General features: G+C 65.5%; 25 protein-coding genes. 12 read left to right on the plus strand and 13 right to left on the minus strand.

Annotated elements, in window-relative coordinates:
* Nucleotides 1-15: 15 nt before the first annotated feature.
* The 11 genes from AC04PT_RS18975 to AC04PT_RS19025 all read left to right on the plus strand — a co-directional run bounded on the left by AC04PT_RS18975 (nucleotide 16) and on the right by AC04PT_RS19025 (nucleotide 10,772).
* Nucleotides 16-1,041, plus strand: a complete 1,026-nt coding sequence (locus AC04PT_RS18975; RefSeq protein WP_482875360.1) for a YeiH family protein — start codon at nucleotides 16-18, stop codon at nucleotides 1,039-1,041.
* A 12-nt stretch (nucleotides 1,042-1,053) separates the two neighbouring features.
* Complete coding sequence (pta, locus tag AC04PT_RS18980; RefSeq protein WP_482875361.1) at nucleotides 1,054-2,079, plus strand: phosphate acetyltransferase; 1,026 nt, start codon at nucleotides 1,054-1,056, stop codon at nucleotides 2,077-2,079.
* On the plus strand, nucleotides 2,076-2,435 hold the full coding sequence (locus tag AC04PT_RS18985; RefSeq protein ID WP_482875362.1) for a cupin domain-containing protein: 360 nt from the start codon (nucleotides 2,076-2,078) through the stop codon (nucleotides 2,433-2,435). The genes pta and AC04PT_RS18985 overlap by 4 nt, the downstream gene beginning before the upstream one ends.
* Before the next feature lie 70 nt (nucleotides 2,436-2,505).
* Nucleotides 2,506-3,459 (plus strand): LysR substrate-binding domain-containing protein, encoded by a 954-nt coding sequence (locus AC04PT_RS18990; protein WP_482875363.1) that lies wholly within the window; start codon nucleotides 2,506-2,508, stop codon nucleotides 3,457-3,459.
* Between the two features lie 286 nt (nucleotides 3,460-3,745).
* A complete protein-coding gene (locus AC04PT_RS18995) occupies nucleotides 3,746-5,158 on the plus strand; it encodes a glycosyltransferase family 2 protein (protein WP_482875364.1) in 1,413 nt (470 codons plus the stop codon).
* Entirely contained in the window at nucleotides 5,155-6,126 is a 972-nt protein-coding gene (locus AC04PT_RS19000) for a glycosyltransferase family 2 protein (RefSeq protein ID WP_482875365.1), read from the plus strand. The genes AC04PT_RS18995 and AC04PT_RS19000 overlap by 4 nt, the downstream gene beginning before the upstream one ends.
* Complete coding sequence (locus AC04PT_RS19005; RefSeq protein WP_482875366.1) at nucleotides 6,123-7,175, plus strand: glycosyltransferase; 1,053 nt, start codon at nucleotides 6,123-6,125, stop codon at nucleotides 7,173-7,175. Before AC04PT_RS19000 ends, AC04PT_RS19005 begins: the two co-directional genes overlap by 4 nt.
* Before the next feature lie 196 nt (nucleotides 7,176-7,371).
* Nucleotides 7,372-8,034, plus strand: coding sequence for a hypothetical protein (locus tag AC04PT_RS19010; protein WP_482875367.1), 663 nt, complete (start codon nucleotides 7,372-7,374; stop codon nucleotides 8,032-8,034).
* Nucleotides 8,031-8,435 carry a phage holin family protein gene (locus AC04PT_RS19015; protein WP_482875368.1) on the plus strand — a complete coding sequence of 135 codons (405 nt, stop codon included), beginning with the start codon at nucleotides 8,031-8,033 and terminating at the stop codon, nucleotides 8,433-8,435. Before AC04PT_RS19010 ends, AC04PT_RS19015 begins: the two co-directional genes overlap by 4 nt.
* Nucleotides 8,425-9,765 carry a DUF3618 domain-containing protein gene (locus AC04PT_RS19020; protein WP_482875369.1) on the plus strand — a complete coding sequence of 447 codons (1,341 nt, stop codon included), beginning with the start codon at nucleotides 8,425-8,427 and terminating at the stop codon, nucleotides 9,763-9,765. Before AC04PT_RS19015 ends, AC04PT_RS19020 begins: the two co-directional genes overlap by 11 nt.
* A 59-nt stretch (nucleotides 9,766-9,824) precedes the next feature.
* The gene (locus AC04PT_RS19025) at nucleotides 9,825-10,772 is read left to right on the plus strand and encodes a YihY/virulence factor BrkB family protein (protein ID WP_482875370.1); all 948 of its coding nucleotides are present in this window, start codon (nucleotides 9,825-9,827) and stop codon (nucleotides 10,770-10,772) included.
* Between the two features lie 61 nt (nucleotides 10,773-10,833).
* Here the strand turns inward: AC04PT_RS19025 and AC04PT_RS19030 are convergent, their stop codons facing one another.
* Both AC04PT_RS19030 and AC04PT_RS19035 read right to left on the minus strand, forming a co-directional pair.
* Nucleotides 10,834-13,104: an amylo-alpha-1,6-glucosidase gene (locus tag AC04PT_RS19030; protein WP_482875371.1), complete on the minus strand. Its 2,271-nt coding sequence runs from the start codon at nucleotides 13,102-13,104 to the stop codon at nucleotides 10,834-10,836.
* A gap of 17 nt (nucleotides 13,105-13,121) precedes the next feature.
* Nucleotides 13,122-14,306, minus strand: a complete 1,185-nt coding sequence (locus AC04PT_RS19035) for a glycosyltransferase family 4 protein (protein WP_482875372.1) — start codon at nucleotides 14,304-14,306, stop codon at nucleotides 13,122-13,124.
* 305 nt (nucleotides 14,307-14,611) lie between these two features.
* Between AC04PT_RS19035 and AC04PT_RS19040 the strand changes: the two genes are divergently transcribed.
* Complete coding sequence (locus AC04PT_RS19040) at nucleotides 14,612-15,454, plus strand: UTP--glucose-1-phosphate uridylyltransferase (protein ID WP_482875373.1); 843 nt, start codon at nucleotides 14,612-14,614, stop codon at nucleotides 15,452-15,454.
* Between the two features lie 181 nt (nucleotides 15,455-15,635).
* Here AC04PT_RS19040 and AC04PT_RS19045 read toward each other — a convergent pair whose 3' ends face one another.
* The 11 genes from AC04PT_RS19045 to AC04PT_RS19095 all read right to left on the minus strand — a co-directional run bounded on the left by AC04PT_RS19045 (nucleotide 15,636) and on the right by AC04PT_RS19095 (nucleotide 26,948).
* The gene (locus AC04PT_RS19045; RefSeq protein ID WP_482875374.1) at nucleotides 15,636-15,950 is read right to left on the minus strand and encodes a type II toxin-antitoxin system RelE/ParE family toxin; all 315 of its coding nucleotides are present in this window, start codon (nucleotides 15,948-15,950) and stop codon (nucleotides 15,636-15,638) included.
* Nucleotides 15,950-16,228, minus strand: a complete 279-nt coding sequence (locus AC04PT_RS19050; protein WP_482875375.1) for a hypothetical protein — start codon at nucleotides 16,226-16,228, stop codon at nucleotides 15,950-15,952. Before AC04PT_RS19050 ends, AC04PT_RS19045 begins: the two co-directional genes overlap by 1 nt.
* A gap of 122 nt (nucleotides 16,229-16,350) precedes the next feature.
* On the minus strand, nucleotides 16,351-17,538 hold the full coding sequence (locus AC04PT_RS19055; RefSeq protein ID WP_482875376.1) for a phytanoyl-CoA dioxygenase family protein: 1,188 nt from the start codon (nucleotides 17,536-17,538) through the stop codon (nucleotides 16,351-16,353).
* Nucleotides 17,539-17,744: 206 nt separating this feature from the next.
* Nucleotides 17,745-18,677 (minus strand): plasmid partitioning protein RepB, encoded by a 933-nt coding sequence (gene repB, locus AC04PT_RS19060; protein ID WP_482875377.1) that lies wholly within the window; start codon nucleotides 18,675-18,677, stop codon nucleotides 17,745-17,747.
* Nucleotides 18,677-19,861: a plasmid partitioning protein RepA gene (repA, locus tag AC04PT_RS19065; RefSeq protein WP_482875378.1), complete on the minus strand. Its 1,185-nt coding sequence runs from the start codon at nucleotides 19,859-19,861 to the stop codon at nucleotides 18,677-18,679. The genes repB and repA overlap by 1 nt, the downstream gene beginning before the upstream one ends.
* A 211-nt stretch (nucleotides 19,862-20,072) precedes the next feature.
* Nucleotides 20,073-20,840, minus strand: coding sequence for a CDP-diacylglycerol--serine O-phosphatidyltransferase (gene pssA / locus AC04PT_RS19070; RefSeq protein WP_482875379.1), 768 nt, complete (start codon nucleotides 20,838-20,840; stop codon nucleotides 20,073-20,075).
* Entirely contained in the window at nucleotides 20,833-21,504 is a 672-nt protein-coding gene (locus AC04PT_RS19075; RefSeq protein WP_482875380.1) for a phosphatidylserine decarboxylase, read from the minus strand. Before AC04PT_RS19075 ends, pssA begins: the two co-directional genes overlap by 8 nt.
* 79 nt (nucleotides 21,505-21,583) lie before the next feature.
* Nucleotides 21,584-22,219: a DUF998 domain-containing protein gene (locus AC04PT_RS19080; protein WP_482875381.1), complete on the minus strand. Its 636-nt coding sequence runs from the start codon at nucleotides 22,217-22,219 to the stop codon at nucleotides 21,584-21,586.
* Nucleotides 22,220-22,768, minus strand: coding sequence for a DUF421 domain-containing protein (locus AC04PT_RS19085; RefSeq protein ID WP_482875382.1), 549 nt, complete (start codon nucleotides 22,766-22,768; stop codon nucleotides 22,220-22,222).
* Nucleotides 22,769-22,776: 8 nt separating this feature from the next.
* Nucleotides 22,777-24,846 carry a catalase gene (locus AC04PT_RS19090; RefSeq protein WP_482875383.1) on the minus strand — a complete coding sequence of 690 codons (2,070 nt, stop codon included), beginning with the start codon at nucleotides 24,844-24,846 and terminating at the stop codon, nucleotides 22,777-22,779.
* 152 nt (nucleotides 24,847-24,998) lie between these two features.
* Nucleotides 24,999-26,948: a cache domain-containing protein gene (locus AC04PT_RS19095; RefSeq protein WP_482875384.1), complete on the minus strand. Its 1,950-nt coding sequence runs from the start codon at nucleotides 26,946-26,948 to the stop codon at nucleotides 24,999-25,001.
* Nucleotides 26,949-26,997: the final 49 nt, after the last annotated feature.

Here is a 26,997-nt window from a genome sequence, read left to right on the forward strand (position 1 = left end):
ATCATGAGGACAGCCATGCAGACGGCCATTGCCACCCGTTCCCCCCTCGCCGCGTTCCGCGTGCTGGTGCAGCCGAAGCTGCACGGCTTCCTCGTCGCCACGGTTGTCGCCGTGGCCGCGCAGTTTATTTCCGAGCATTACGGCGCGCCGGCCATGCTGATGGCGCTGCTTCTGGGCATCGCGCTGCACTTTCTGGCCGAGGAAGGCCCCTGCAAGCCCGGTATCGAATTCACCGCCCGGTCGGTGCTGCGCTTCGGCGTGGCACTTCTGGGCGTGCGGGTCAGCGCCGAGCTGATGGTGGGCCTCGGCGCCGAGCTGATCGGTCTGGTCATCGCCGGTGTGGTGTTCACCATCCTCTTCGGCCTTGCCGGTGCCCGTCTGCTGGGCCGCGGCTGGCGCTTCGGCGTTCTGACCGGCGGGTCCGTCGCGATCTGCGGCGCGTCGGCCGCCATGGCGATCTCGGCCGTGCTGCCGCGCAACGAACATTCCGAGCGCAACCTGATCTTCACGGTGCTTTCGGTCACCGTGCTGTCGACCATCGCCATGATCGCCTATCCGATCCTCGCGCAGAGCTTCGACTTCTCCGATCAGGTGGCCGGTGTCTTCCTCGGCGGGACCATCCACGACGTGGCGCAGGTGGTCGGCGCGGGCTTCTCGGTCTCGGACGAGGCCGGCGAGGTGGCGACGCTGGTGAAACTGATCCGCGTGGCGATGCTGGCGCCGGTGGTGCTGGTGATTTCGGTCCTCGTGCGCCGCTATGCGCCCGGCGAGGGCGACGGCAAACGCCCGCCGCTGCTGCCGGTCTTCGTGGTGGGCTTCCTGATCTTCGCGACGCTGAATTCCTTCGGGCTGATCCCGGCGCAGGTGTCGGACGCCATGGCGGGCCTTTCCCGCTGGGCGTTGCTGATCTCGATCGCGGCCGTCGGCATGAAGACCTCGCTCAAGCGCATCCTCGACGTCGGCGGGCAGGCGATTGCCCTGATCGTCGCCGAAACCCTGTTTATCGCCCTGCTGGTGCTGGGCGGCGTGATGATCCTCTGACGGAGACCCGACATGAAACCGCTTGAAATGCTGCTTGCCAACGCCGCCCGCTCGAACCGCCGCATCGTGCTGAGCGAGGGTGCCGATCCCCGCGTCATCGCCGCCGCCGCCGAGGCACGGGACAAGGCCATTGCCCGTCCGCTGCTGGTCGGCCCGAAAAAGGCGATCCGCTGCGGCTTTGCCGACGCCGGGCTGTCGCCGGAAGGGGTGGAGCTGCACGATCCCGCCAGCTCACCCCTGCTGCCCGAGCTGGCCGCGTATCTGCACGAACGCCGCAAGCACAAGGGCATGACCGAAGAGGCCGCCGGCGACGCGCTGCGCGATCCGCATGTCTTCGCCGCCTGCCTTGTCGCCACCGGCCATGCCGACGGCACCATCGGCGGCGCAGTCGCCACCACGGCCGAAATCGTGCGCACCGCGATCCAGGTGATCGGAACCGCGCCCGGCACCAAGCTGGTGTCGAGCTTCTTCCTGATGCTGTTCTGCGAGCAGTACCACCAGCGCAAGGGCGCGCATGTCTTTGCCGACAGCGGGCTGGTGATCGACCCCGACGCCGGCGAAATGGCCGAGATCGCCCGCGCCTCGGCCCGGTCGCTGGCCGCCCTGACCGGCGAGACACCGCGCGTCGCCATGCTGTCCTTCTCGACCCGGGGCAGCGCCAGCCACCCGTCGGTGTCCAAGGTCTCAAAGGCGACCGAGATGGCGCGCGCGGCGGACCCCGCGCTGATCATCGACGGCGAATTGCAGTTCGACGCGGCGTTCGAGCCGCTGGTCGCCTCGACCAAGGCCGCAGATTCCCCGCTGGAGGGGCTGGCCAACGTCTTCGTCTTCCCCAACCTCGAAAGCGGCAACATCGCCTACAAGATCGCGCAGCGTGTCGGCGGGGCGCGGGCCATCGGCCCGATCCTGCAAGGGCTGGCGAAACCCGCCAACGACCTGTCGCGCGGCTGTTCGTCCGAGGACATCCTGCACATGATCGCGGTCACCGCCGCGCAGGCGGACGCAGGCGAAACCGACACGCGGGAGAACGCCGCATGAGCCACGTCATCGACCTGCACCAGCCCGCCGCCGACACCAGCGAACGCCGCTTGGCCGACGAACCCGGACGGGTGACCGAGGGCGACCCCGAACAGCGGATCGGGATGCTTTACACCGGCGGCGGCGGGCGGCTGAAGGCGGGCACATGGGTTTCCACTCCGGGGCGCTGGAAGGCCTTCGGCGGGCGTGACGAATACTGCTACATCCTCAGCGGGCGCTGCGCGCTGATCCACGAAGACGGGACGCGGCAGGACTTCGAAGCCGGCAGCAGCTTCCTGATCCCCAACGGGTTCCGCGGCTTCTGGGAGGTCTTGGAGACCTGCGAAAAGCACTTCGTCATCCTCAGCGCGGACTGAGCCGTCAAGCCGGGCTTAACACCCCGACCGCACTGTGCCAGTCTCCGCCCGGAAAGGCGAAGGACGACCCATGGCACGGCCCCCCAACCTGAACGCGGTGCTCTATTTCGAGGCCGCGGCGCGGCTGTCGCGGGTGAACCTCGCGGCGGAGGAATTGGCGGTGTCGCCTTCTGCCGTCAGCCAGCAGATCAAGACGCTTGAGGAAAGCCTCGGCGTGGCGCTGTTTCGCCGGGTCAAGCGGCAACTGGTGCTGACCGAGGCCGGCGAACAATACTATGCCGCCGCCGCCGAGGCGCTGGGCCTGCTGCGCGGGGCGCGGGCGCGGGTGGCCGGCAAGCGCGAGCACCAGTCGCTGGTGATCCGCGTGGCGCCCAGTTTTGGCGTGCGCTGGCTGTCGCCCCGCCTGGGCGCCTTCATCACCACGCACCCCGAAATCGACCTGCGAGTCGACGCTACTTCGGAACTGACCGACTTCGACAAGGAGAGCGTGGACCTCGAAATCCGCTACGGCATCGCGCCGCCACCGGGCCTGAGTGCGACGCCGCTGATCACCGACCGGGTGCTGCCGCTCTGCCATCCGGAACTGGCGCAGGACGCGGCGCACTCAGGGGTGGCCGGGGCGCTGCCCAACCTGCGGCTGATCCATTCGGTCAAAGGCGTGATCGGCTGGCGCGACTGGCTGGACGGCAACGGGCTGGAGCGGGTCCCCCATCGCCACGGGCTCAGCTTCGACCGGTCGTCGATGTCGATCCGCGCGGCGCAGGACAGGCTCGGTGTCGCGCTAGAGGCGGCGACCCTGACCATGGCCGAGCTTCAGGCTGGCGCGCTGGTGCCGCTTGCGCCAGAACTCGGCACGCTCGACTTTCCCACCTATTGGCTGTGTTGCCCGCCGCGCCATCTGAACCGCCGCGCGGTGCGCCGCTTCGCCGACTGGATCGAAGCCGAGGCCGCCGATCACGAGACCGCGCAGCTGCGCCTGCTGGAGGCGCTGGGATGTGGACGGTACCGGGATTACGGCGGCTGACCCGCCGGCGCCCGGGGCCGTGCCCCGATCCGAAATTTTTTCGAGCCACTGATACCACGGAAAAGACACTGCAACTTCAGCGCGTTTGAGGCTTTCGGCCCACCCGTCTGCGTTTCGTGCGTCCAGTCGCGCTGGAACAAACCGCCGTGGAAGCCTGTTGGTCGCTCGGAAGGCTGAATTTCCGTCCTCTACAACCCGACACTTCGGTCGGTCCGATCTAACACCTTGGGGGTGAACGATGCCGCTTGGCTGCTTGTTTCTTGTTTTTCTGGTTGGCATCTGTCTCATGTTCCCTCCCGTCGGCGTAGCCCTCTGTGGCGTCGCGCTGGCGGTGCAGGTCGCCGTCATGGTCCTGCGCGTCGCCGCCGGGTCGCGGCGGCGGGCCGAAACCTCTGCCATGAACGCAGAGACCGCGCCGGTGTTTTCGGTCCACGTCGCGACGCACAACGAACCGCCGGAGATGGTGATCGCCACCCTGCGCGCGCTGGAGCGTCAGGACTGGCCGCAGGACGCCTATGAGGTGATCGTCATCGACAACAACACCACCGATCCGGCGTTGTGGCGACCGGTCGAGGCCTTCTGCAAAAGCGCCGGGCGCAATCTCACCTTCCTGCACCGTGACGGCGTCGAGGGCGCCAAGGCCGGCGCGCTGAACATCGCGCTGGAGCACAGCCGCCCCGATGCCAGCCACATCGTCACAGTTGATGCCGATTATCAGGTCATGCCGACCTTCCTGACCCGCGCCGCCGAGGCGCTGGCGGCCACCGGTGGCGATTTTGTGCAATTCCCGCAGGCCTACATCGGTTCTGAGGCCGGGGCGCAGGGGGTCGATACCGAGCTCAAGGAATACTTCTGCTCCAGCGCACCGATGGCCGACAGTGTCGAGGCGATGCTGCTGACCGGCACGCTCTGCGTGATCTCGGTGGAGGCGCTGCGCGCCAGCGGCGGCTGGTCGGGTGCGACCACGACCGAGGATGCCGAACTGGGCGTGCGCCTCTGCCAGAAAGGCTATTCCGGCCGCTTCATTCCGAACGTGGTGGGCACCGGCTACCTGCCGTTCTCTCTGCGTGACCTTGAAAAGCAACGCTATCGCTGGAGCAGCGGCAACCTGCGGACACTGATGCTGCACCTGCCGGGCCTCTTGGCACCGAACCCGCGTCTCAGCCTGCGCAAGCGGCTGGCGATCGCCTCGCAGCTGACCGCCTGGCTGAATTTCTCGCTGGTTCCGGCGGCGATCCTGCTGGCGATGCTGGCGCTGGGGCGCGATGCGGTCTGGGCCGTCGAGCTGGCCAGCGCGACCATCCTGCTCGGCCTTGTCGACATGCTGTGGCGGCTGGCTGCCGTCGGCAACCGCGAAGGCCTTGGCGGTCGGACACTGCTGTCAGGGCTGGCCAGCCGCATCGCGCTGGCGCCGGTTTCGGCACAGGCCACGTTTGACGGGCTGGTGGGCGTGCGCAGCCAGTTCACCGTCACCAACAAGGATCATGAAGCCACCGCCGCGCAACTGCCGGTCTGCGCCCTTGTGCTGGCTGCCGTCAGCCTCGCCACCCTGCCGGCCGCGCTTCAGGCCGGACCGCTCGTGGTGCTGGCGGTGATCGCCATTGCGCTGCCGCTGCCGACGGCGCTGATCACCGATCGCGCGCTCAGCACTTATCGTCGAATGACAACCGAAACATCTGCCCAAGGTATTGCATCATGACCAACCCGCTTGCCCCGCGCGTCGACATCATCATCCCGACGCACAATCGCGCCCACCTGATTGAAACCGCTGTCGGCGCCGCGCTCGACCAGTCGTGGTGGAACGTGCAGGTCACTGTCGTCGACGACGCCGGCACCGACAACACGCAAGAGGTCCTGCGGCCGTATTTCGGCCACCGGCGGTTCAACTACATCCGCCTTCAGAACAACCTCGGCACCGCCCATGCCAAGAACGCCGGCCTTCTGGTCACCGGCGGCGAGGCCGTCACCTTTCACGACAGCGACGACATTCCCCACCGGGATAAGGTGCTGCAACAGGTGCGCCGGATCACCCAGCAGGGGATGAAGGCCGACGAATGCCTCAACTGGAAGCTGGCCGGGCGTGAACCGGGCGGCGAACTTGAGTGTGCGGCGGTGCTGGTGCATCACGAGTTGATCCTGCCCGATGGCCGGCGCGAGGTCATCAACCGCGACCTGTCGCTGCTGGACGACCTGTTTCCCAACCTGCAGTTGGGCTCCGGCGTGCCGGGCGAATGGACCCATGTCAATTCGGGCCTGTTCCGCGAAGCGCTGTTCCAGCGGCTCGGCGGTTTCGACGACTGTATCGAAGAGGACCGCGAATTCCGCAACCGGGTGATCCTGAGCGGCGAGGTGCTGCGCGTCGTCCCCGAGATCCTGCTGACCAAGATCGAGACGCCCGACAGCCTGACGCAATCGGCATCCTCGGATTACGAAAGCCCGCGCCGGGTGGCGGACCGCCACGCGGTCTGGCGCAAGGTGGAGGACTGGAAGGCAACCGGCCGGATGGACCCGGTGCCGGTGGACATTCCGAACCTCGAAATCGCCTTCGTATCGAACCCTGCCGCGCTCAGCCGCCGCGACGTGCCGATGAGCGACCGCACCCGCGCCGCCGTCGACCGGTTCTTCGGGCGGATGGACGTCGACTATCCGCTGGAGGCCGCACAATGAGCCGTGCCCGTCCAACCGACCGCTTTCGCGTGGCGCTTGTCGATCCGATGTGCCCCAAGGGGTACGGACCGGTCGATCTGCGCAACGGTGTCCTCGGCGGCACCGAGGCGACCGTCATGCGCGTCAGTTCCGCGCTGAACGATACCGTCGAATTCCTGCATTTCCAGAACGCCCGCGCCGTGGCCGACCGTGGTGCGGCCGGTGCCTTGCGTCCCTTGTGGGATCTCGATCGTATGGGCAAGGTTGATGCGCTGATCGTCATCAACTCATGGAAGGTCGCGCTGAAGCTGCGCAAGCAGCATCCGGAGGCGCCGATCTTTCTCTGGCTGCACGTTTTTCCCGGCAAGCACAACCGCCGCATGGGCCAGCCCTTGCGCGACGCGAGCATCACCGTGGTCTGCGTGTCGGAAAGCCACGCGCGCTGGATGCAGGGTTTCCTCGGCGACGGGCCGAAGCCGCGCATCACCCATGCGTACAACCCGATCGCCGATCACCTTCGCCCCGATCACGCGCCACGCGACATGAACCGGCTGCTGTTTGCCTCGTCGCCGCACAAGGGCCTGAAAGAGGTCTTCGCCCGGTTCGACGCACTGCGCCGCGACATCCCCGAATTGACGCTGGCGGTCGCCGATCCGGGATACCTACGGTGGGACACCGGGCCGATGCCGGAGGGCGTGGAGGTGCTGGGTTCGCTCAAACATGCGGCGATGATCCGTGCCATGCGCAGCTCGCTCTGCCTGTTCTATCCGCAGGGGAGCTTTGCCGAAACCTTCGGACTGGTGCTGGCCGAGGCCAATGCCGTGGGTACGCCGGTGCTGGCGCAGCGCGGGCTGGGGGCCAATGACGAGGTCGTCACCGGGCCGGGGCAATTGATCGACTGCTCGGACCCCACGGCCATTCGCGACCGCATCGAAATCTGGCGGCGCCGGTTCCCCGAGATCACCACCAACGCAGCCTTCCGCCAGCAGGCGGTTCGTCGCCGGTGGCTCGACCTTCTGGCCCGCGCGGACCAGACCGAACTGCATGTGCGACACCCCGAACCGGTCTGAAAACGCTTTGGATAAGGGGAATTCGACGTTCGCGAACGATTCGCATGGAACCGTCAACCCCTCACCAAGTTGTGTTCCAAGACCACTGAGCCAACATCTGAAAGGAACAGCGGATGCACGGAATTTTCTACCTCATCGGCGTGATCGTGATCGTCCTCGCCATTCTGAACCTCGTCTTTTGACATAGGAGACCGCAATGAACACGACCGACAAGACATACGGAACCACGACGCCCGGCACGACCGGCAAGAGCACCGGTCAGGAGCTCAAGGATGACGCCCGCCGCGCCGCGCAGGACGCCGCCGAGACCGCGAAAACCACCGCGCGCGACATGGCCGACACCGTGACCACCGAGGCCACGAATTATGCCAACCAAGCCAAGCACACCGCCGCGGATGAGGTGAAGGACGTGGCTTCGGCCCTGCGGACCGCAGCCAATGAGATGCGCGACGGCTCGCCGCAAGAGCGCACCCTCAGCCAGATTGCCAGCGGTCTTGCCGATGCGTCGGAAGCCGTGCGTGGCAAGGACCTGTCGGAAATCGTCGGCGACCTGAACGGTTTCGCCCGCCGCAATCCGATCGCTTTCCTCGGCGGTGCCGCGCTGGTGGGCTTTGCCGCCACGCGTTTCGCCAAGGCCTCGACCTCGCCGCGCGACACCGGCTCCGCTTACGGCGGCACCGGCACGACCAGCGTGCACGAGGATGACTACAGCATGGACCGTCCGGTCGCTTCCCCGCGCTCCGGCGCTGTTGCCGCGACCCCGCAGACCGGTGCTGCAACCGGCTCTTCTGTCGGCGGTGTCACCTCGACCACGACGACCACGTCGCCCGCAACCAAATCCACAGGAGGCAAGGTATGAGTGCCGACCCGAACACCACAAAATCCACCGGATCGCTGCTGTCGGACGCGCTGAGCCACGTCAGCTCGCTGGTGCGCAACGAGGTTGATCTGGCGCGTGCCGAGGTCAACGAAAACCTCAAGTCCGCCGGTGTCGCCATTGGCCTGCTGGTCGGTGCCGTCATCGTTGCCCTGACAGCGCTGAACGTGCTGAGCGCGGCACTCGTCGCTGCCCTGACCGAAGCCGGGATTGCCGCCGGCTGGTCCGCCCTGATCGTCGGCGTCGCCTTTGCGATCATCGCCTTCATCATGGCCAACAAGGGCACCAACGATCTGAAACTGAGCAGCCTTGCGCCGACGCGCACCGCCAAGAACGTCAAGCGCGACGCTCAAACCGTGAAGGAAGTTTACGATGACAAATGATACCCGCAGCCCCGAAGAGATCGAACGCGATATCGAACGTGAGCGCGCCGGGCTGTCGCACACGCTGGACGACCTGCAGGACCGTTTTTCGGTCGAAGGTGTGGCCCGCGAAGTGACCGCGCAGTTCCGCGAACACGGCGGCGAAATCGGCCGCTCGGTGTCGGAGGCGGTCAAGCGCAACCCGCTTGGTCTGGCTCTGACCGGCGTCGGCCTTGCCTGGCTGATGTTCGGCGACAAGACCCAGCGTGGCGGCGGTCATGACAGCCGTGGTTACGTGCGCCACAGCTATCGCGGCGAGAACCACGACCGCCATGACTACAGCGATTACGACGATCCGTATCGCGACTATGGTGACTCGCGTCGCGACCTCTACGTCGGTCGCACCGCCACTCTCGGCAGCGACCCGCGTCGCTCGAGCGAGTTGAGCACCAAGCAGCCCGGCGATCTGTCGCGCCGCTACTACGCCGGTGAATACCGCTCGCAGACCCTGCCCAGCTGGGCGCGTGGCTCGGACGATGACGGTCCCGGTTTCGGTGACCGCGCAAAATCCGCGGCTTCTTCGGTCGGCGACACCGCGCGCAGCGCCGGGTCGTCCGTGGCCGATGGCGCCCGTTCCACCCGCGATGCCGCCGCATCGGCCGGGTCCTCGGTTGCAAGCGGTGCGCGCAGCGCCGGGTCCTCGGTCGCGCAAGGCGCACGCAGCGCCGGATCGTCCGTGGCCAGCGGTGCCCGCTCGGCCCGTGACGCAGCCGCTTCGGCAGGCTCGTCGGTCGCCGGTGGTGTCCGTGACGCCTCTGCTGCTGCTGCCGAGCGCGCACGCCGCGCCCGTGCCCGTATCTCGGAAGGCACCGATCAGCTGAGCGAAGAAGCACGCGAACGCGTCATCGCCGCACGCGAACGGGCCATCTCGGCCTGGGAGCAGGCCGGCGTCTACGGTCGCCGTGGTCAGGAACGCGCCGCCGACTTCTACGAGGACAATCCCCTTGTCGTCGGTGCCCTTGCATTGGCCGTCGGTGCTGCCCTCGGCGCCGCGCTGCCGCGCAGCCGCACCGAAGACGAATACCTGGGCGAGCACAGCGACGCGCTCTTCAACGAGGCCGAACGCGTCTACCACGAAGAGAAGTCCAAGCTGACCAAGGTGGCCCAGGCTGCGACCGAAGAGGCGAAGAAGATCGCCGATGAGGCCAAGCAGGACGCCGACAGCAAGGCCGACGCCGACAATGCGGCGCAGGACGCGGTCAACAAGGCCAAGTCCGCCGGACAGCGGGTTGCCGATGCAGCCAAGTCCGAGGCCGAGAAGCAGAAGGTCGGAGACGTCAGCAAGTCCTGACCCCAACCACGATCAGCGGCCTGCCCCCGGGGCGGGCCGCACTTTTACGGAGTACCTGAATGGCACGCGGACGGCACGCAACAAGCCCCACCGACATCCCCATGAGCGGCTGGAAGGACATCCTTCTTCGCGTCAAGGATGAGATCGCAACCGACCATGTCTCGCTCGTTGCGGCAGGCGTGGCATTCTATGGTCTGCTGGCGTTGTTTCCTGCCGTCACGGCCCTTATGGCGCTGGCTGGGCTGATCCTCGAGCCATCGCAAGTCACCGACCAGCTTGACAGCATGCTCACCGTGGTCCCCGAGGAAGCTGCCAAGATCATCATCGACCAGGCCGTCGCGGTCACAGGCTCCCAGGACCAGGGCCTCGGATGGGCGTTTCTCATCGGTTTCGGGCTTGCGCTCTATTCCGCGTCCAAGGGCGTCGGCAGCCTCATGGAGGGCCTCAACGTGGCTTATGACGAGGACGAAGAACGCGGTTTTATCAAGCGCACCCTGACCACCTTGGCACTGACGCTGCTGCTGACCGTGGGTCTTGTACTGGGCATCATGGCCGCCATCGGTGTGCCGACTATCGTGGAATTCATCGGGCTCGGCCCGACCTTGGAAACCGTTCTGGTGTGGGGCCGCTGGGTCCTTCTGGCGGCGCTGGCGATTGCCGGGATCGCGGCCCTGTATCGCTACGGCCCGTCACGCGACGATGCGGAATGGGAATGGCTGACCGTAGGAAGCGTGACCGCCTGCGTGTTGTGGCTGGCGGCGTCGATAGGCTTTTCCTTCTACGTCAGCAATTTCGGCAGCTACAACGAAACCTTCGGCTCCATGGCGGGCATCATCATCCTGTTGATGTGGCTGTGGCTGTCGTCCTTCATCGTGCTGCTGGGCGCGGAACTGAACTCCGAGATCGAAGCCCAGACCACGCAGGATTCGACAACAGGCCCGGATGAGCCGATGGGCGAACGCGGCGCCGAAAAGGCCGACCGACTGGGCGAGGCAAAGGGCGCCTGAGCCCCTTTGCCGCCTTGCCATGCGCGGGGGCGCGCCCTGCGAAAAACCTATGCGGCCCGCTTTACCTGAGCGGCTGACCGTCCAGCTCTACGGCGAGGCCCTCTGCTTTCAGCACCTGAACCTCGATCTCGTCGCCGACACGTCGGAACTGCAGGTCGGCGCCTGTGTCGTGCAGCGGCAGGTCCTTGATGGTCACTTCATCCACTCCCTGCGGAAGGGTCGGGGCGTCGATCATGATCTTGCCCGCCTGTGCATCCAGCCTCAGGCCGAGACAGGCCTCAAGACACAGGAACGGTGAACCGGCGGCCCAAGCTTGCGGCGAGCAGGCCGAGGGATAGGCGATGGGCGCGCCATTGTCGGTTTTCTCGAAGCCGCACCACAACTCCGGCAGGCGGTGTTCGTCGAAATGACAGCTGGCATCGAACAGCGCCTCGGTGATCCGCCGCGCGGTGTCCGCGTGTCCATACCGGGCAAGCCCGCGACAGATCAGCGAGTTGTCGTGCGGCCAGATGCTGCCGGTGTGGTAGCCCATCGGATTATAGCGCGACGCGCCCTGCGGAATGGTGCGCACGCCCCAGCCGGTGAACATCTCGGCTTCATTCAGTTGCGTAACGAAGGCCTCGACCCGCCCGGATTTCGCCGCACCGGAATACAGCACGTGCCCGGCGTTGGAGCTTGCCACTCGCACCTTCGACTTCGTGCCATCCAGCGCGATGCACCATGTCTGCAACGCGTCGTCCCAGAATTCGCGGTCGATGGCTTCGACCAGATCGTCCGCCTGCTTGCGCAGCGGCGCGGCCCGGTCGGATGCGTCCAGCGCCTCGAAGATATCAGCGGCGGCGCGCAGGGCGGCGACGTAGTAGGCCTGCACCTCGATCAGCGCGATCGGCCCGTCGGCAAGGCTGCCGTCCGCGTGAAACAGCGCATCGTTGCTGTCCTTCCAGCCCTGGTTGCGCAGGCCCGTATCCTGCGCGCGGAAATACTCGATGAAGCCGTCGCCGTCGCGGTCGCCATAGGTCTTGGCCCAGTCCAGCGCGGCCTCGATATTGGGGCGCAGCTCGCGCAGCCGCTCGACCCGTCCGGTGCGCTGGAAATGCGCATGCGCGAGGATGATGAACAGCAGCGTCTGGTCGATGCCGCCGTAATAGCGTTCGAACGGCACCTCGCCCATTCGCGCCATTTCGCCATTGCGTGATTCATGCAGGATCTTGCCCGGCTCGGCGTCGCGGAACTGCGAGCTTTCGGTGGATTGGACAGAGGCAAGAAACCCCAGCACCCCGTCCGCAAGGTCGGCGTTCAGCCACAGCACCTGAAGCGCGCTGATGATCCCGTCGCGCCCGAACGGAACGGAAAACCACGGCACCCCGGCATAGGGATAGGGCCCGGTCGGCAAGGTCCCCGACAGCATCGCCAGATCGACGGAGGACCGGGTCAGCCAGGCGTTGAACTCCGGGTTGTCGGTGGTGATCTTGGCGGTGCGCGCGATCTTGCGGCTCAGACGTTTGCGCAGGTCCGCCTGCGCGTCCTCGAATGTGCGGGGCGGTTGCCGCAGGTCGCTGGTCCCGTGCGACCGGTCCCGGCTGGCCGGACGCTCGGCACCGACCGCCTCGTCCGAAATGCGCACGATGGTCTCGATGCAGCGGCTCTCGCCCGGCGGGATGGTCAGGGTGACATGCGGGCGGATACCCTGAAACAACACCGGCACCAGAAACAGCACCTCGGTCGACAAGCGCCGCCCGTCACGGGTGTCGTAGGACATCACCAGCCGGTTGTCGCCCGCCTCGGGCGGACGCAACCGGCCGCGTTCGTCGGCCATCACGCCGCGCACTTCGAAAACATCGCGGAAATCGGCCCAGCAGTCATAGACGACATCCAGGCTGACCTCTTCGAGGTTGAAGTTGGTGATGGTCAGCGTCTCATACATTCCGTCCGACAGGAAGCGTTCGCGCGACAGGTGCAGCTTATAGGGCCGCACCTCCTGACCGAGGTCGTCGATCAGCCGGGTGTTGCCCAGATCGCAGCGGAAGGTGCCCGAATGATAGCAGGCCTCGTGGCCCATCTCGGTCGGTCGCACCCCGTTGACGGTCAGCGCGAAGCGCGACAGGTAGCGGGTGTCGCAGTGAAACAGGCCGTCCTTCGACAGCATCTCGCCGATGTCGTTGCGGCCGTTCATGTCGCCGCCCGGATCGAAGACGGCGAACAGGTCGCCGTCCTTCAGAACCTGGTAATCGTCCCGGGTGTCGGGACCGAAATCGTTGGGAATGACGGCGTCTTTCAGGTGGCCGCGATACAGCGGCGGCTGGGTGACTTCGGGCTCTCGTGCGTCGTCCATGGGTTATTCGGCTTTCGTCAGTACTGGACAGGTTTGACGCCCGCGCCGCGTGGCCGGTCGGGCGAATCGGTGGGGCGGTTTCCATTCGCTTCCCGGTTGCCACGCAGCCGCCGCAGGTGTTCGCGCGCCGCGGCACGGTGGCTTTCCATATCGTCGCTACGGTGGGATGCCAGCACCCGCCTGTAAAGATCGACGTAACGGCCGGTCATGACCTTGGCAGAATACCGCTGTTCAAAGCGCCGGCGGATGACGGCGCGGTCGAAGACCTCCAGCCGTCCGACCGCCGCGACCGCCTGCTCGGTGCTGTCGACGATAAAGCCGGTCCGCCCGTCGTCGATCACTTCGGGGACCGAGCCGCTGCGGGTGGCGATCACCGGCGTGCCGCAGGCCATGGCCTCGATCAGCACCAGTCCGAACGGCTCGGGCCAGCAGATCGGGAACAGCAAGGCACTGGCGCGGCTGAGAAATTCGGATTTCTCGTGATCGGCGATCTCGCCAACATACTCGATCTGGCCGCCGTCGACCTGCGGCGCGATGCGCTTTTCCCAATAGTCGCGGTCCTGAATGTTGATCCGCGCGGCGATCTTCAGCCGTTTTCCACTGCGCTTGGCGATCTCGATGGCCTGTTCAATGCCCTTCTCCGGCGTGATCCGGCCCAGAAAAGCGAGGTATTCGCCGTTCGCATCGCCACGCGGTCCGGGAATCGCGCGATACTGGTCCGCCGGATAGCCGTGCGGGATGGTCTCAACCCAATTGGCCTCGGGCAACGGCTTGCGTTGCGCGTCCGAGATCGAAACCAGCGGGAACTGCTTGTATGCGCTGAAGAACTTCGGCAGCCCCTGCCGGTCCATGCGCATGTGACAGGTGGTCAGCGTCTTGTGGGCCAGTGTCCGGAAGATCGGGAAGTGCAGGAACTCGGTGTGAAAATGGATCATGTCGAACGACCGTTCGCGCCGGCGCACCTCGTCCATCATCAGGATGTGGTCCGGCACGCGGTCGTGGCGTCGTTCGTCGGTCAGCATGCCCCGGTCGCGGCAGCCCACGAGGGTGGCATTGACGCAGCTGTCGGAGGTGGCGAACAGCGTGACCTCGTGACCCTCGGCGGACAGGCAATTCGCCAGCGTCGCCACCACCCGTTCGGTGCCGCCGTAAGCCGTCGGTGGGACGCGTTCCAACAAAGGCGAGACAAGAGCAATGCGCATGATCGACAATCCTTCCCCTATGAAATGCACGACGGTCCGGCAGGCCGGGCAACATCACGATGATGATGAAACAACTCGCCGCGCGGCTTGTTCCCGTCGACGGCAGCCGCTGCAGGGGTGTGCGGACACACCAATCATACCCCATTCGGGCGCATCCACGTAGCTTGGATATTTTTTCAAACCGCTTCCGGGGGTTAGCCGTCCGACCCGTTGGGACGGCGCAATTCGGCGGGAACATTGCCCGACCGACACCTGTTTCGCTGCTGTAATCGAATTGAACCGCCCGAGAGTTTTGAGGATTGACGATGAATAAGGTAAGAACTGCCATCATCCCGGTGGCCGGTTTGGGGACGCGCATGTTGCCGGCCTCGAAATCCGTGCCCAAGGAATTGCTGCCGGTCTATGACACCCCTCTGCTGCAATTTGCGCTAGACGAGTGCTGCGAGGCGAAGGTGGAGCGTGTCGTCATCGTTTCGCACCGCTCGAAATCCGCGATCGAACATTTCCTTGCCCGCGACGAGGGTCTGGAGGACAGCCTGCGCGACAAGGGCAAGGACCGAGAACTGTCGCGTCTGCAATGCACCGGCACGCCCGACGGCGTCGAAGTGGTGATGGTCTATCAGGATGAGCAGAAGGGTCTCGGCCATGCCGTGCTCTGTGCGCGGCCGCACGTTCTGCCCGGCCCGGTTGCCGTGGTGCTCCCCGACGACCTGATCCTTGGTGCCTCCGAGCTGTCGAATTTCGTCGACGCTTTCGATCCCGACCGCATGAACAGCCTCGTCGGCGCGATGGAAGTGGCGCGGCAAGAGGTGTCCAGCTACGGCATCTTCGACGTCGAGGACAGTGGCCGCGGTGTCATCCCGGCGCGGGGCCTGGTCGAGAAGCCGGATCCGGACAAGGCACCCTCCAGTCTGGCCGCCGTCGGCCGCTACGTGCTGGGCGAGGCGATCTTCGACGAACTGGATCGCACAGGCGAGGGTAGCGGCGGCGAAATCCAGCTGACCGACGCCATTGCGGCGCTCGGTCGGATCCACGCATGCCGTATCGAAGGCCGTCGGTTCGATTGCGGGCGGCCAGAGGGGCTGTTCGACGCGACCCTGCATTACCGTACCAGCGGCACAGAGGGTCTGCAATTGGCCGCCGAATGACAGCCGGGCGGGGCGCACCACGCGTCCCGCCCGCCGCCTTGGGTACGGGTAACACGGTTTATGTTATCTGCGGGTCAGGGCGATTCGCTTGGAGGTTGGCGCACCGCTCGCGTCCAGTGGAAACGATCTAGGCGGACCGAAGAGGCCCCCCTGCCCTTCACCACGTCCCAAGCTTGAACGTCTACCGCCGGTCTTCGGCCCACGTCAGCCAATCGCGCCCGCCGAACGCCACCAGCGCGATGTAAAGCACCTCTCCATCCATGCGGAACACTACCGTCAATCGCCGCCCTGCCCCGCCAAACCGCACACGCCAGCCCTGCAGCGCCCCCGACAGACGCGCGCCGGAACCGGGGTTTTCCGCAATCGCTGCGATCAGGGCATCGATTTCGTCCAGCCGCCGACGCGCCGCGCCGATGTCGCCATCGGTCACGTCGACGATATGTCGGGCAATCCCGAGGATATCGCTGTCGACCAGCGGATGCCGGATCTGCCGCATCACCGGCCCGGCTTGTCCAACCCGTCCAGCCAGTCGCGTGCGCCCCGCGTCACCTCGCTCAATGCGCCCAGCGGCTCCCACTCCGAGGCCGGAACGGCCAGCCGGCGCTGCACCTCGGCCTCCAGCAGTCGGGCGTCACGCTCTCGCGCCGCCTTGGCCCGCGCCAACTCGCCCGAGACGGCGGCGCTGACATTGGGATACTCGCCGGCATCGACAAGCTCTTGCGCGAATGCGATGGCGGCATCGGTGAAACTGACGGATCGCTTGTGGACGGACACGGGGCGGCCTCTGGATTGGTGCTCCAACAGCGTACCGCGCCCCTGCCCGCCCCGCAACACCCCACGCAACGCCGTCCCGGGCCTGACCACGGGACGTTCCCCAGCGACTGCGGCCGTCCCCCCTAGTGCGACCGCTTGCGCCCGTCCTGCGCCGCGATTTCCTGCTCCAGCCGCGCCCTGCCCCAGCCCTCGGCAAGCGCCTGCCGCAGCACGTCCTGCTGGCTTGGCGGCGCCATCCCAGACAACGGCGAATCGATGTCGAGGTTGGCAGGAAACGGATAGCCCTCCGCCGTCGCCGCCACCACTTTGTCCGCTTCGCGCGCGGTCAGCACGCCGCTCTCCAGCAGCCGCTTCAGGTCGTCGTAGACCGCCAGCGTGATCCGGCTGCGATCGACGATCTCGATCGACCGGCCATAGGCTGATCCGATCTGCATCAGGTTGGCGAACCGCTGTGTATCTCCGGTCCGGTTCTCGCCCGCCGCATGAAAGGTCGCCGGGTTGAAGAACAGCAGATCCCCCTTCTTCAGCGGCAGCTGCACATAGGACTCTTCGAACAGCGACCGGAACTCCGGCAGAAGCACCGCGATATAGCCCGGCAGGTAGCTCTGCGTAAACGGCAGCAGCTTCGTCGGCCCGCTCTCCAGCGGCATGTCGCTATGGGCAACGGCGCCCTGCAGGGTCAGCGCGGCCGACAGCGCATGTTGCGAGGCCGGATAGCCCTTCAGCGTTTCCACGTCCTGGAAGCCCATGTGATAGTCCCTGTGGGCCGTCTGCGCCTTGCCGCCGGGGCGCACCACGTTGACCTGCGTGGTGATCTGGTAGCCCGAGCCGAGCCAGCTTTCGCTTACCCGCCGGATCAGTTCATTGGCGTTGTAGCGGGCGTAAAGCTCGGGCGCGCGGATGCAGAGCTTTTCATGCGCGTTCCAGATCCGGCTGTTCGCGCCCGAGGCCGCGAAGTGATCGCCCTTGCCGGCCCCCGCCGCCTCCTCCGCCGCGATGATCCCGCTCAGCGCCTCCGTCACCGCGTCCAGCAGGGCCGTATCCGCGTGGCCGCCGCGTATGGCGATGATCCCCGGCCCGGACAGGAACGCCTTGTTCCACTCGGCCATCACCGCCCGCGCCGGATCCTCATCCTCCATCGCCTGCCGCATGGCCGCGCCGTCGTAAATCGGGATATTGCGGACGATCTCTGCGGCCGAGGGGTAATCCTCCGCCCGTGCCTCTTGCGCGATATGCTGGCGGAACACCTCGATGTCGCAGTCCGCATCGCCCAGCCAAACCTGCGGTGCGTGTTTCCTGTGGTCCAGCATGAGGTCTCCTCCGCAACGCTATGCAACCGGTTGCAAAAGAAACACGTCCGCCCCTACAAGTCCAGTACCGATGTCTCGTCGCCGTTACGACTGCACCCCCCTGCCCCACGCAAATTCCTTCCGGGACCTCATAGGCCTCCCCTGCAAGATGCCGAAATGGGCGCAACACTACCGCAGAGAAAGCATCCGATCCCGCCGGTCGGCGGTCACTCGTTTACAGCTGTAAACTCGGTGTGCGCCTCACGGATCATCCGTTCGAGGTTCTGCTCCAGCCAATCGGCGAAGCCGTCGGCCTTGCGGATCGTCATGGTGGTCGACGCCCTGCCCGTCCGAATGGTGACACCCTCCACCGGCTGAACCTCCTGCACCTCCGCCGGGGTCTTGCCGCGGCGCTGGATTTCCTTCAGCAGCCTGTCAAGGCGCTCGTCCGATGCCACGCCGTCCAGCCCGTCCAGACACGACAGCGCCGCCTTGGCCGTGATCTTCCCCGCCGCAAAGGCCTCGGCCAGCGCCGTCCACTTCGGCCGCCCGGATTTCGGCGCGGCCCCGATCCTCAGCCCCACCTCGGACGGCACGTTCTCGGTCACCTTCACCAGATGCGACAGCCCCGAGGCCGAGAGGTTCAGCACCTGCCGCACCACAGCCGAGGCATGCCCCGCGTCGCGGATCGCCTGCGCAAACCGCGCCTTTTCATAGAATGACAGGTTGCGCCGCGCCGCATTCTCCAGCCCCTTGGCCAGCAGCGCCGTGGCATCGTCGATCTCCTGCACATTGGCGCGGACCTTGACCCCCAGTTCGCGGCAGGCCCGCAGGCGCCGCCGCCCGTAGATCGCCTCGTAGCGGTTGTCAGACGCCTTCCGAACGAGGATCGGCACCTGCTGCCCTCCGTCGCGGATGCTGGCCTTCAGCGCCTCGAACCCGCCTTCGTCATCGTCGTTTACAGCTGTAAACTCGTCCAGACGGTCCATCGGCCCCCAGTCATCGACCAGCGTCGGGTCCAACTCGCGGATCGCCGAAAGAGACCCCTGCAAGGCCCCCAGCGCCGGTGCCGCATTTCGCGCGGAACGGTCCTTGGCGCTGCCCGACCGGGCGATGGTGCTGGCGATGCCGGACAGGTCGTTCAATGATTTGCGTGCCATCAACCGCGCCCCCATGCCTGTTGGATCATCGTCTCGACCTCGTGGCCCACCGCATCCATCGACGCCTTGGCCCGGTCATAGGTGGCGCGGGTCATGTCGCCCCGTGTCACCTCGTAGATCGACTGTTTCAGCATCGTCGCATCGCTGATCGCCGTGCTTTTCAGCGCCGTCGCCGACATCACCCGGTCCTGGAACAGCGCCCGCATAAAAGCGGTCAACTGCTGCGCCGGCACGTCGGTCGGCTCGTCGCGGGTGATGAGGAAGCGGAAGTGATCGTATTGCAGCGATGCGCCCGCGTCTTCGATCACCGTCATGTAGGCGCCGACCAATTCCATGAATTGCGCGGTCGACGAAACATCCAGCATCGACGGCGTCAGCGGCACCAGCAGCGAGGTCGCCGCCGCCATGCCGGCGATGGTCAGGAACCCCAGCTGCGGCGGGCTGTCCATCAGCACAATGTCATAGTCGCTTTCCACCTCCTCCAGCGCCGCGCGGATGCGGGTGAAGAACGGCTGGTCGGGACTGGAATGGACCGCGGATTCGGTTTCGAACTCGGACAGCAGCAGCCGCGCAGGGGCCAGCGATAGGCCCGGGAAATAGGTTTCCTGCACCACGTCGGACAGCGGCACCGGGTCGTCGTAACGGATCGCGTCATAGACGGTCAGCCCGTCGAATTCGATCTCCGGGCTGAGCCCGCACATCGACGACAGCGACCCTTGGGGATCGAGGTCAACCGCCAGCACCCGGTAGCCACGCAGCGCGAGGTAATGCGCAAGATGGATGGTCGACGTGCTTTTCGACGAGCCGCCCTTGAAGTTCATCAATTGCCAGACCTGCAACCTGTCGGCGCCGCGCCGTCCGGGCAGGTAGCGGCCCTTGCGCCGCGACGTGGCTTCAAGGATCGTCCGCGCCTGCCGGATGTCCTGCGCGCTGTAATAACGTCGCCCGCCGCGCAGTTCCTCGGGTTCGGGCAGGGTGCCCTCGCCATGCAGCTTGCGCATGAACTGGCCCGACACGCCCAGCAGGTCGGCCACTTCGGGGGCCGAAAACTTGCGCAAGCTCTTGGTATTGTCGGGCGCGAAGGCGGTGAGCAGGTGCTCACGGATCGCGGCCATCAGCCGTTCGGATATATCGGTGGCCAGGTCCGAAGGTCTTTCGGCCACGAGGGGTGTCACGGGAATCATCTGGTTGCCTTGATCTGCTCAACGTGGCCTTTTTCGCGCCACTTGTGGACAGAAGCGGCTATTCGCTGCATCAAGTCAATGGAAAATCGGTGTGCATGCGGTACAAGACGTCGGTTTATCGGACGCACCAGCGGGCATCAGGGCGCGGCGGTTTGGCTTGCACGCCGCCCCAATTAGCGCCGGAGCCCCCTGCCCCGTCTCTGTCCTGTGTTCACCCTGCGCGGTTCTTGCGGCGGTTCCATGCGAACCAGGCCCAGACCACCGTTGCCACATACACCAGGCAGAGCGCGATCAGGCTGAGCCATGCGAAGGTCAGCACCGCAGCCCCCACCAGCGCCACCGCAACCAGCAGGTACTTGGCGTTTTCGCGCGGCACCCGCGAGGTTTTGAACGACCATGTCGGCACCCGGCTGATCAGCATCAACCCGATGAACACGATGTAGATGCTGACCAGCACACCGGGAAGCGGCTGCGCGTCGAAGGCAAAGGTCAGGTACATCGGCAGCATCACCAGAAGCCCGCCGGCGGGCGAAGGCACGCCTTCGAAATAGGCAAAGGATTTCGGCGCGTCTTCGGACTTGGACCCGACGTTGAACCGCGCCAGCCGCAGCACGCAGCAGACCGAGAAGGTCAAGACCGCCAGCCAGCCGATGCCCGGCACGTCCTGAAGGCCCCAGAAGAACAGGATCAGCGGCGGCGCCACCCCGAAGTTGAGGAAATCGGCCAGCGAATCTAGTTCGGCGCCCATCTTGCTTTCGCCGCCGACAAGCCGCGCGATACGCCCGTCGATGCCGTCCAGCACCGCCGCCGCCATGATGAACTGCACCGCCAGCGTATAGTTGCCGGCGATCCCGAAGCGGATCGCGGTAAGCCCGGCACAGACCGCCAGCACGGTCAGCGCATTGGGCAGCAGCTGTGCCAGCGCAAGCGTCCGGTCCGAGCGGTGCGCCCGTTCCTTGGCGGGGGGCGGGTTATCCATTGGGATCGCCCAGCACCGCTAGCACCGTCTCGCCCGCGACCATGGTCTGGCCCACTTCCACCAGCGGCTCCACGCCGTCGGGCAGATAGACGTCGACGCGCGACCCGAAGCGGATCAGTCCGAAGCGTTCCCCGGCCGCCAGCGTATCGCCCGGCTTGACCCACCACATGATCCGCCGCGCCACCAGCCCGGCGATCTGCACCACTGCGATGTCGCGCCCGTCGGCCAGCGTCACGCGCAGCGAATTGCGCTCGTTGTCCTCGCTCGCCTTGTCCAGCGAGGCGTTGAAGAACTTGCCGGGCCGATAGGCCAGCTCTTTCAGCGTGCCCGCGACAGGCGACCGGTTCACGTGGCAGTTGAAGACGTTCATGAAGACGCTGACGCGGGTCAGCGGGCGGTCTTCCATGCCCAGCTCCGCTGGCGGCACCGCCGGTTCGATCAGCGACACCACGCCGTCAGCCGGGCTGATCACCAGATCCGGGCGGGCAGGGGTCACCCGCTCGGGATCGCGGAAGAAGTAATAACACCAGACCGTCAGCAGCACGCCGATCCAGCCCAGCGGCTCCCAAAGCAGGAACAGCACCAGGGTGACCCCCGCAAAGGCGGCCACGAACTTGCGGCCCTCCGGGTGCATCGGCTTGATGAAGGTATCGCGCATGCGCATGACGGTTTCTTCCCAGGGTCAGCTTTCCCTCAAGGTCATACCGGGCCTGCGCCCGGTTTCAAGGGCCTGTGGGTCACTTTCACTCCAAGGCCCTCGCGTAACGGATGAACATCCATGACAGGGTTCCGACGGTCGCCATGGCGATCAACCCCAGATAGCGCTCATAAAGCCCGTCCACATCGGTGGGCAGGAAGAAGAACACCGGTGCCGAGACCAGCCAGAGAAGGGCCAACGCGATCAGCATCATGCCATAGGCTCGCCCGATGCGTCCGGCGCCTTCAGCCATGCCGGCCGGGATCAGCACCATCAGGACGCCGACCGCATAGACGAGGTAGATGTGAATCACCGTGCCGTCCTTGTCTGCGTCGCCGTATTCGTTGCGCGCGCCGATCAGGAAAACCAGCAGGGCGAGGATGCCGAAACCGACGATTCCCGCGCTCCAGCGCCATCCGCCAACGTGCAGATGTGCTGCCGCAAGCGCAGTTGCAATCAAAGATGCGGAAAACAGGTAAATGCCGATATCGACGATGTATTCGTACTTTCCGGCCCCCAGGTCGCTGATCGTGTCGGCGATCCAGTCGTGATCGGGCACCACGAAATCCGCAATCAGGATCGACACCGCGAAAGCGGCGCAGCCGAACAGGCTGAACCACGCCAATGTGCGCAGGAACCCGGTGTCGAGCGCGGGCGGTTCGAGATAGCGTTGATATGACATCTATTGCTCCTTCGGAGGAAAGCCGTCGACGCCTTCCATTGCTGTGAATCCATCACGTTTTTCGTCTTGTCGTGGCAGGACACTCATGGTCGCGTCTGTCTCGAGGATGACCCACTGCACTTCATCGACCGAGGTCAGCCCGTGGCTGCGGATCGCCGCCATGACTTCGTCAGTGCTGACACGCTCGCGCCGCAGGGCCTCACGCAGGAACTCTCCCTTGTGGAGAAGCAGCGCGGGCTCGGCCTTGACCAATGCAGAGACCTTGTCGGAGCGGATGATCAGCCGCGTCAGCACGTATTGCAGAGCGAGCAGCCCGCCAATCGCGGTGAAGGCTTCGATGACCGTGGTTTCCTTGTTCAGGATTCCAGACGCGACAATCGTGCCCATGGCAACCGTCACCACCCAGTCGAAGTTGTTCATCTGCGAGGTCGAGCGTTTGCCCGCGATGCGGATCACCGCGATGATGCCGAAGTACATGACTGGGGTGGCGATGACGATCCGGAGGATATCCGGAACGCCATCAAAGAAGATCGGGTTATCTACAAACACCCCGCCACCTACGCTTGCTTGACGGGGTTACGATCCCAGAACCGCAGCTTGCGACACGTCTCGATGAAGCCTTTCGCGTCATCCGCACTGGTAAGTGAAACGAACCCGTCGTCCATCTTCTCGGCAATGCCCACCGATTTGAACAGCGCCTTGGCGCCGTCGGTATGGGCGATGAACTTGGCATGCGCAAAGGCGTCGCTGGCGAAATCCTGGCTCGGCTTGTCATCGGCCAGCTTCTTGCCCTGCTCTTCGGTCAGCACGATGGCCACCGCGTCGTAAAGCACCGACGGCCCGCCGTCGATCTTCTGGTCGGCCTCGATATGGCTGCCGTCCGACAGCGTGGCCCCGGCCACATGCGGTGCCACGATCTCGACCATAGCGCCCGCGGCCTTGGCGGCCTCCTTCAGCCCGTTGACAACCTCGGCGTCCGATCCCTTGGCAAGGTAGATGCCCAGCTTGCGGCCGGCAAAGCTGTCCGGCGCGTTCTTCAGGATCGACAGGGCAGGGGAGGGGGGCAGGTCACAGTTCGGCTCCTGCATCGGCTCGGCGCGTTTCGGCACGTCCTTCATGCCGATGCCCTCGGCCACGGATTGCGCAAGGTTCTCGTCAACCCAGCGCAGGTGGCCCACCATGCGTTCCCGAATGTCCATCCGCTGCACCTTCGACAGCTCGAAGGTCAGCGCGTCGGCCATGTGCTTCTGTTCCAGATCGGTCTGGCTGACATAGAACTGCCGCGCCTGGCTGTAGTGGTCGGCAAAACTCTCGGGACGCAGACGGGTCTTTTCCCCTTCCTGCGGCTCGGCGTAGCTGTGGAACCCGCGCTTGGGGTTCTCGCGCGGGCCGCTGTCCTGATCCCAGCTGTTGGGTTCGTAATTGGCGCGGCCCTTGGGGTTGTGCATCGCCATGTGCCCGTCCTGCTGGTAATGGTGGATCGGGCATTTCGGCGCGTTGATCGGGATGTGGGTGAAGTTCGGCCCGCCCAGCCGCTTGGTCTGGGTGTCGAGGTACGAAAAATTCCGCCCCAGCAGCAGCGGGTCGTTGGTGAAATCGATCCCCGGCACGATGTTCTGTGTGCAGAAGGCCACCTGCTCGGTCTCGGCGAAGAAGTTTTCGACGTTGTTGTCCAGCACCATGCGGCCGATGATGCGCACCGGCACCTCTTCCTCGGGAATGATCTTGGTGGCGTCGAGCACGTCGAAATCGAAGCTGTCGGCGAACTTCTGGTCAAACACCTGCACGCCCAGCTCCCACTCGGGATAATCACCGCTGTCGATGGCGGCCCAGAGATCGCGGCGATGGAAATCCGGGTCGGCGCCGTTGATCTTCAGCGCCTCGTTCCAGACCACCGATTGCAGGCCCTGCTTGGGCTTCCAGTGGAACTTGACGTAGGTCGATTTGCCCTCGGCGTTGACCAGCCGAAAGGTATGCACGCCAAAGCCCTCCATAAAGCGGAAGCTGCGCGGAATGGCGCGGTCGGACATGATCCACATCACCATATGCGTGGCTTCCGGCGTCAAGGAGATGAAATCCCAGAAATTGTCATGCGCGGTCTGCGCCTGCGGAAAGGCACGGTCGGGCGCGGGCTTGGCCGAATGGATGAGGTCGGGAAACTTGATCGCGTCCTGAATGAAGAACACCGGGATGTTGTTGCCTACGAGGTCCCAATTGCCGTCCTTGGTGTAGAACTTCACCGCGAAGCCGCGCACGTCGCGCGCCAGATCGGGCGAGCCCTTGTTGCCGGCCACCGTGGAAAAGCGGGTGAACACCGGCGTCTTCTCGCCTTTGCGCTGGAAGATGTCGGCGGCGGACAGCTCCGGGATCGCGTCGGTCAATTCAAAGTAGCCATGTGCACCGTAGCCCCGGGCATGCACCACCCGTTCCGGGATGCGCTCGTGATCGAAGTGAAAGATCTTCTCGCGCATTATGTGGTCTTCAAGCAGGCCCGGGCCTCGCGGACCCGCCCGGAGAGAGTTCTGATCGTCGGCGACGGGCGTCCCCTGTGCCGTGGTCATCGTCCGGTCGGCGTCGTCGGTCGTCTGGTGAATTTCGCCGCCGTTTCCCTTGGTCTGGTCCGTCATGTCATGGCCTCTCGCGCACTGGTAAAGGGGACTTCCCGGCGCGTGAAACTCGGTGCCCGGGACGCGAAGGGCCAACCGTTCAAAGGTGAAAGGGTTCCGGCATTGCCCGCCGGGATGGCAAATTGCCCGTGGGCAATTTGGCCGATACGGCGCTATTCGGCGGCCAGTTCGTCCTCGGCCGCGGGCAGCCAGACGGTGAATTCCGCGCCGCCCTCGGCCCGGTTGCGCACGCCGATCAAGCCACCGGCGCGCTGGATCAGGGTCTGCGAGATCGACAGCCCGAGGCCGGTGCCCTCGCCGCGTTTCGTCGTGAAGAAAGGATCGAAGACCGCGCCCAGCACCGCCTCTGGCACCCCCGGCCCGGTGTCGCGCACCCGCAGGCAGGTGCCGCGCTGGCCCTCGCGGGTCTCTTCGTGAAGCTGCAAGGTCAGCCGTCCGCCATCGCCCATGGCCTGCACCGCGTTGACGATCAGGTTGACCACCACCTGCTGCATCTCGCCCGGCGCGATCCGCACCGGCGGCACCGCGTCCAGTTGCGTCTCGACCGTCACCCCGGCCTTGCCGATCACGTGTTCCACCAGCACGAGGCAATCGCCCACCACGGGCGCAAGGTCGACCCGCCCGCCGAAATCCTCCATCTCCTCGGGGGCGGCGAACTTCAGCAGCTTGCCGACAATCGCTTGGATGCGGCCGACCTGCGCGTCGATCAAATTCAGCTCGGTTTCGACCGGGCCGGCGTCGTCCTGCAAGACCTCGCGTACCACGTCGAGATTGCCCTGGATCACCGCCACGGGGTTGTTGATCTCATGCGCGACGCCGGCGGTGATTTCGCCAATCGAGGCCAGCTTCTCGCTCATCACCAGCTGCCGGTAGGTGTCCTCCAGCTTGGCGTTGGCCTCGCGCAGTTCAGCGGTGCGTTCCTCGACGCGGGTGTTCAGCTCATCCGCCCAGGCGCGCAGGCGGCGGTCGCGGTCCTGCACCTGGTCGAGCAGGTCATCGAGGTGGCCGGCGACGGCGGCAATCTCGTCACGCCGTTTCATGCCCCCGAGCCGCGCCGACAGGTCGCCGCGCCCGACCCGCGCCATGGTCTGCGTCATCCGCTCGAGCGGGGCGAAGATGCCACCAGCCATCCACAAGAACACCGGCGCCGACAGCACCAGCACCGCGAAGAACGCCGCCAGCATCCACAGAAACGCCTGCCGTTTGGCCGCCGAGAAGGGCGCTTCGAGGAAGCCGACGTAAAGCATCCCCACCCGTTCTCCGAAACTGTCGGTCAGCGGCATGTAGGCCGAGATGTACCAATCGTTGACGACGAAGGCGCGGTCGAGCCATGTTTCGCCATCACCCAGCACGCGCCCGCGCACCACGGCGGACACCCGCGTGCCAAGCGCGCGGACATCCTCGAACAAGCGCACATTTGTACTGACACGGACGTCATCCAGAAACAGCGTCGCCGTGCCCTGCCGCTCGCCGCCAGTGACGGCGTTCAGGTAGACCAGCGCATTGATGGAATCAATGAAATCGAGGTTGCGGTTCAACAGGATACCGCCAACCAGCACCCCTTGCTGTCCAGCCAGCCGCACCGGGCTGGCGGAATGCACCACCATGCCCCGATCTTCGACCTCGCGGTCTGTCGGAACGGCAGCCTCGGTGTCGATCAGCGGGATGCGGGCCTGCGTGGCAAGGTCCGGCGGCAGGGCGGCAGCGGGAAAGATATCGATGGCGGTGGCGGGACGGCTGAGACCGGTGGCGACGACCGGCCAACGGTCGGCCATGGTGCCGGCCTCGCCGGTGGGCAGATAATAGAGGAAATCCAGCCCGAGCTGCGCCTGCCGGTCCGCGAAGAAGGCCGCGGGATCGCCGTCGCGCAGCACTTCGGCGAACTCGACGGAATTGGCCAGCGCCTCCAGATCGTCGCCGGTCCCGGTCATCAGGCGGTTGAGGTATTGCTCGGCGATCCGCAGGTCGCTTTCGACATTGGCGATCAGGACCTTGTCGTAATCCGACGTCCACCGCGTCATGCCCAGCAGCAGAAGCAGCGGCATCAGGATAACAAGGGGAGCAAGCGCAAGGATCAGCAGGCGCAGGCGGACGGATTGCATCAGGGGACCTCCGGGAGGCAGCCTAGCGGGAGAGGGCAGGGGTGTCACG

Source organism: Litorisediminivivens sp. KMU-197 (genome assembly GCF_056858395.1).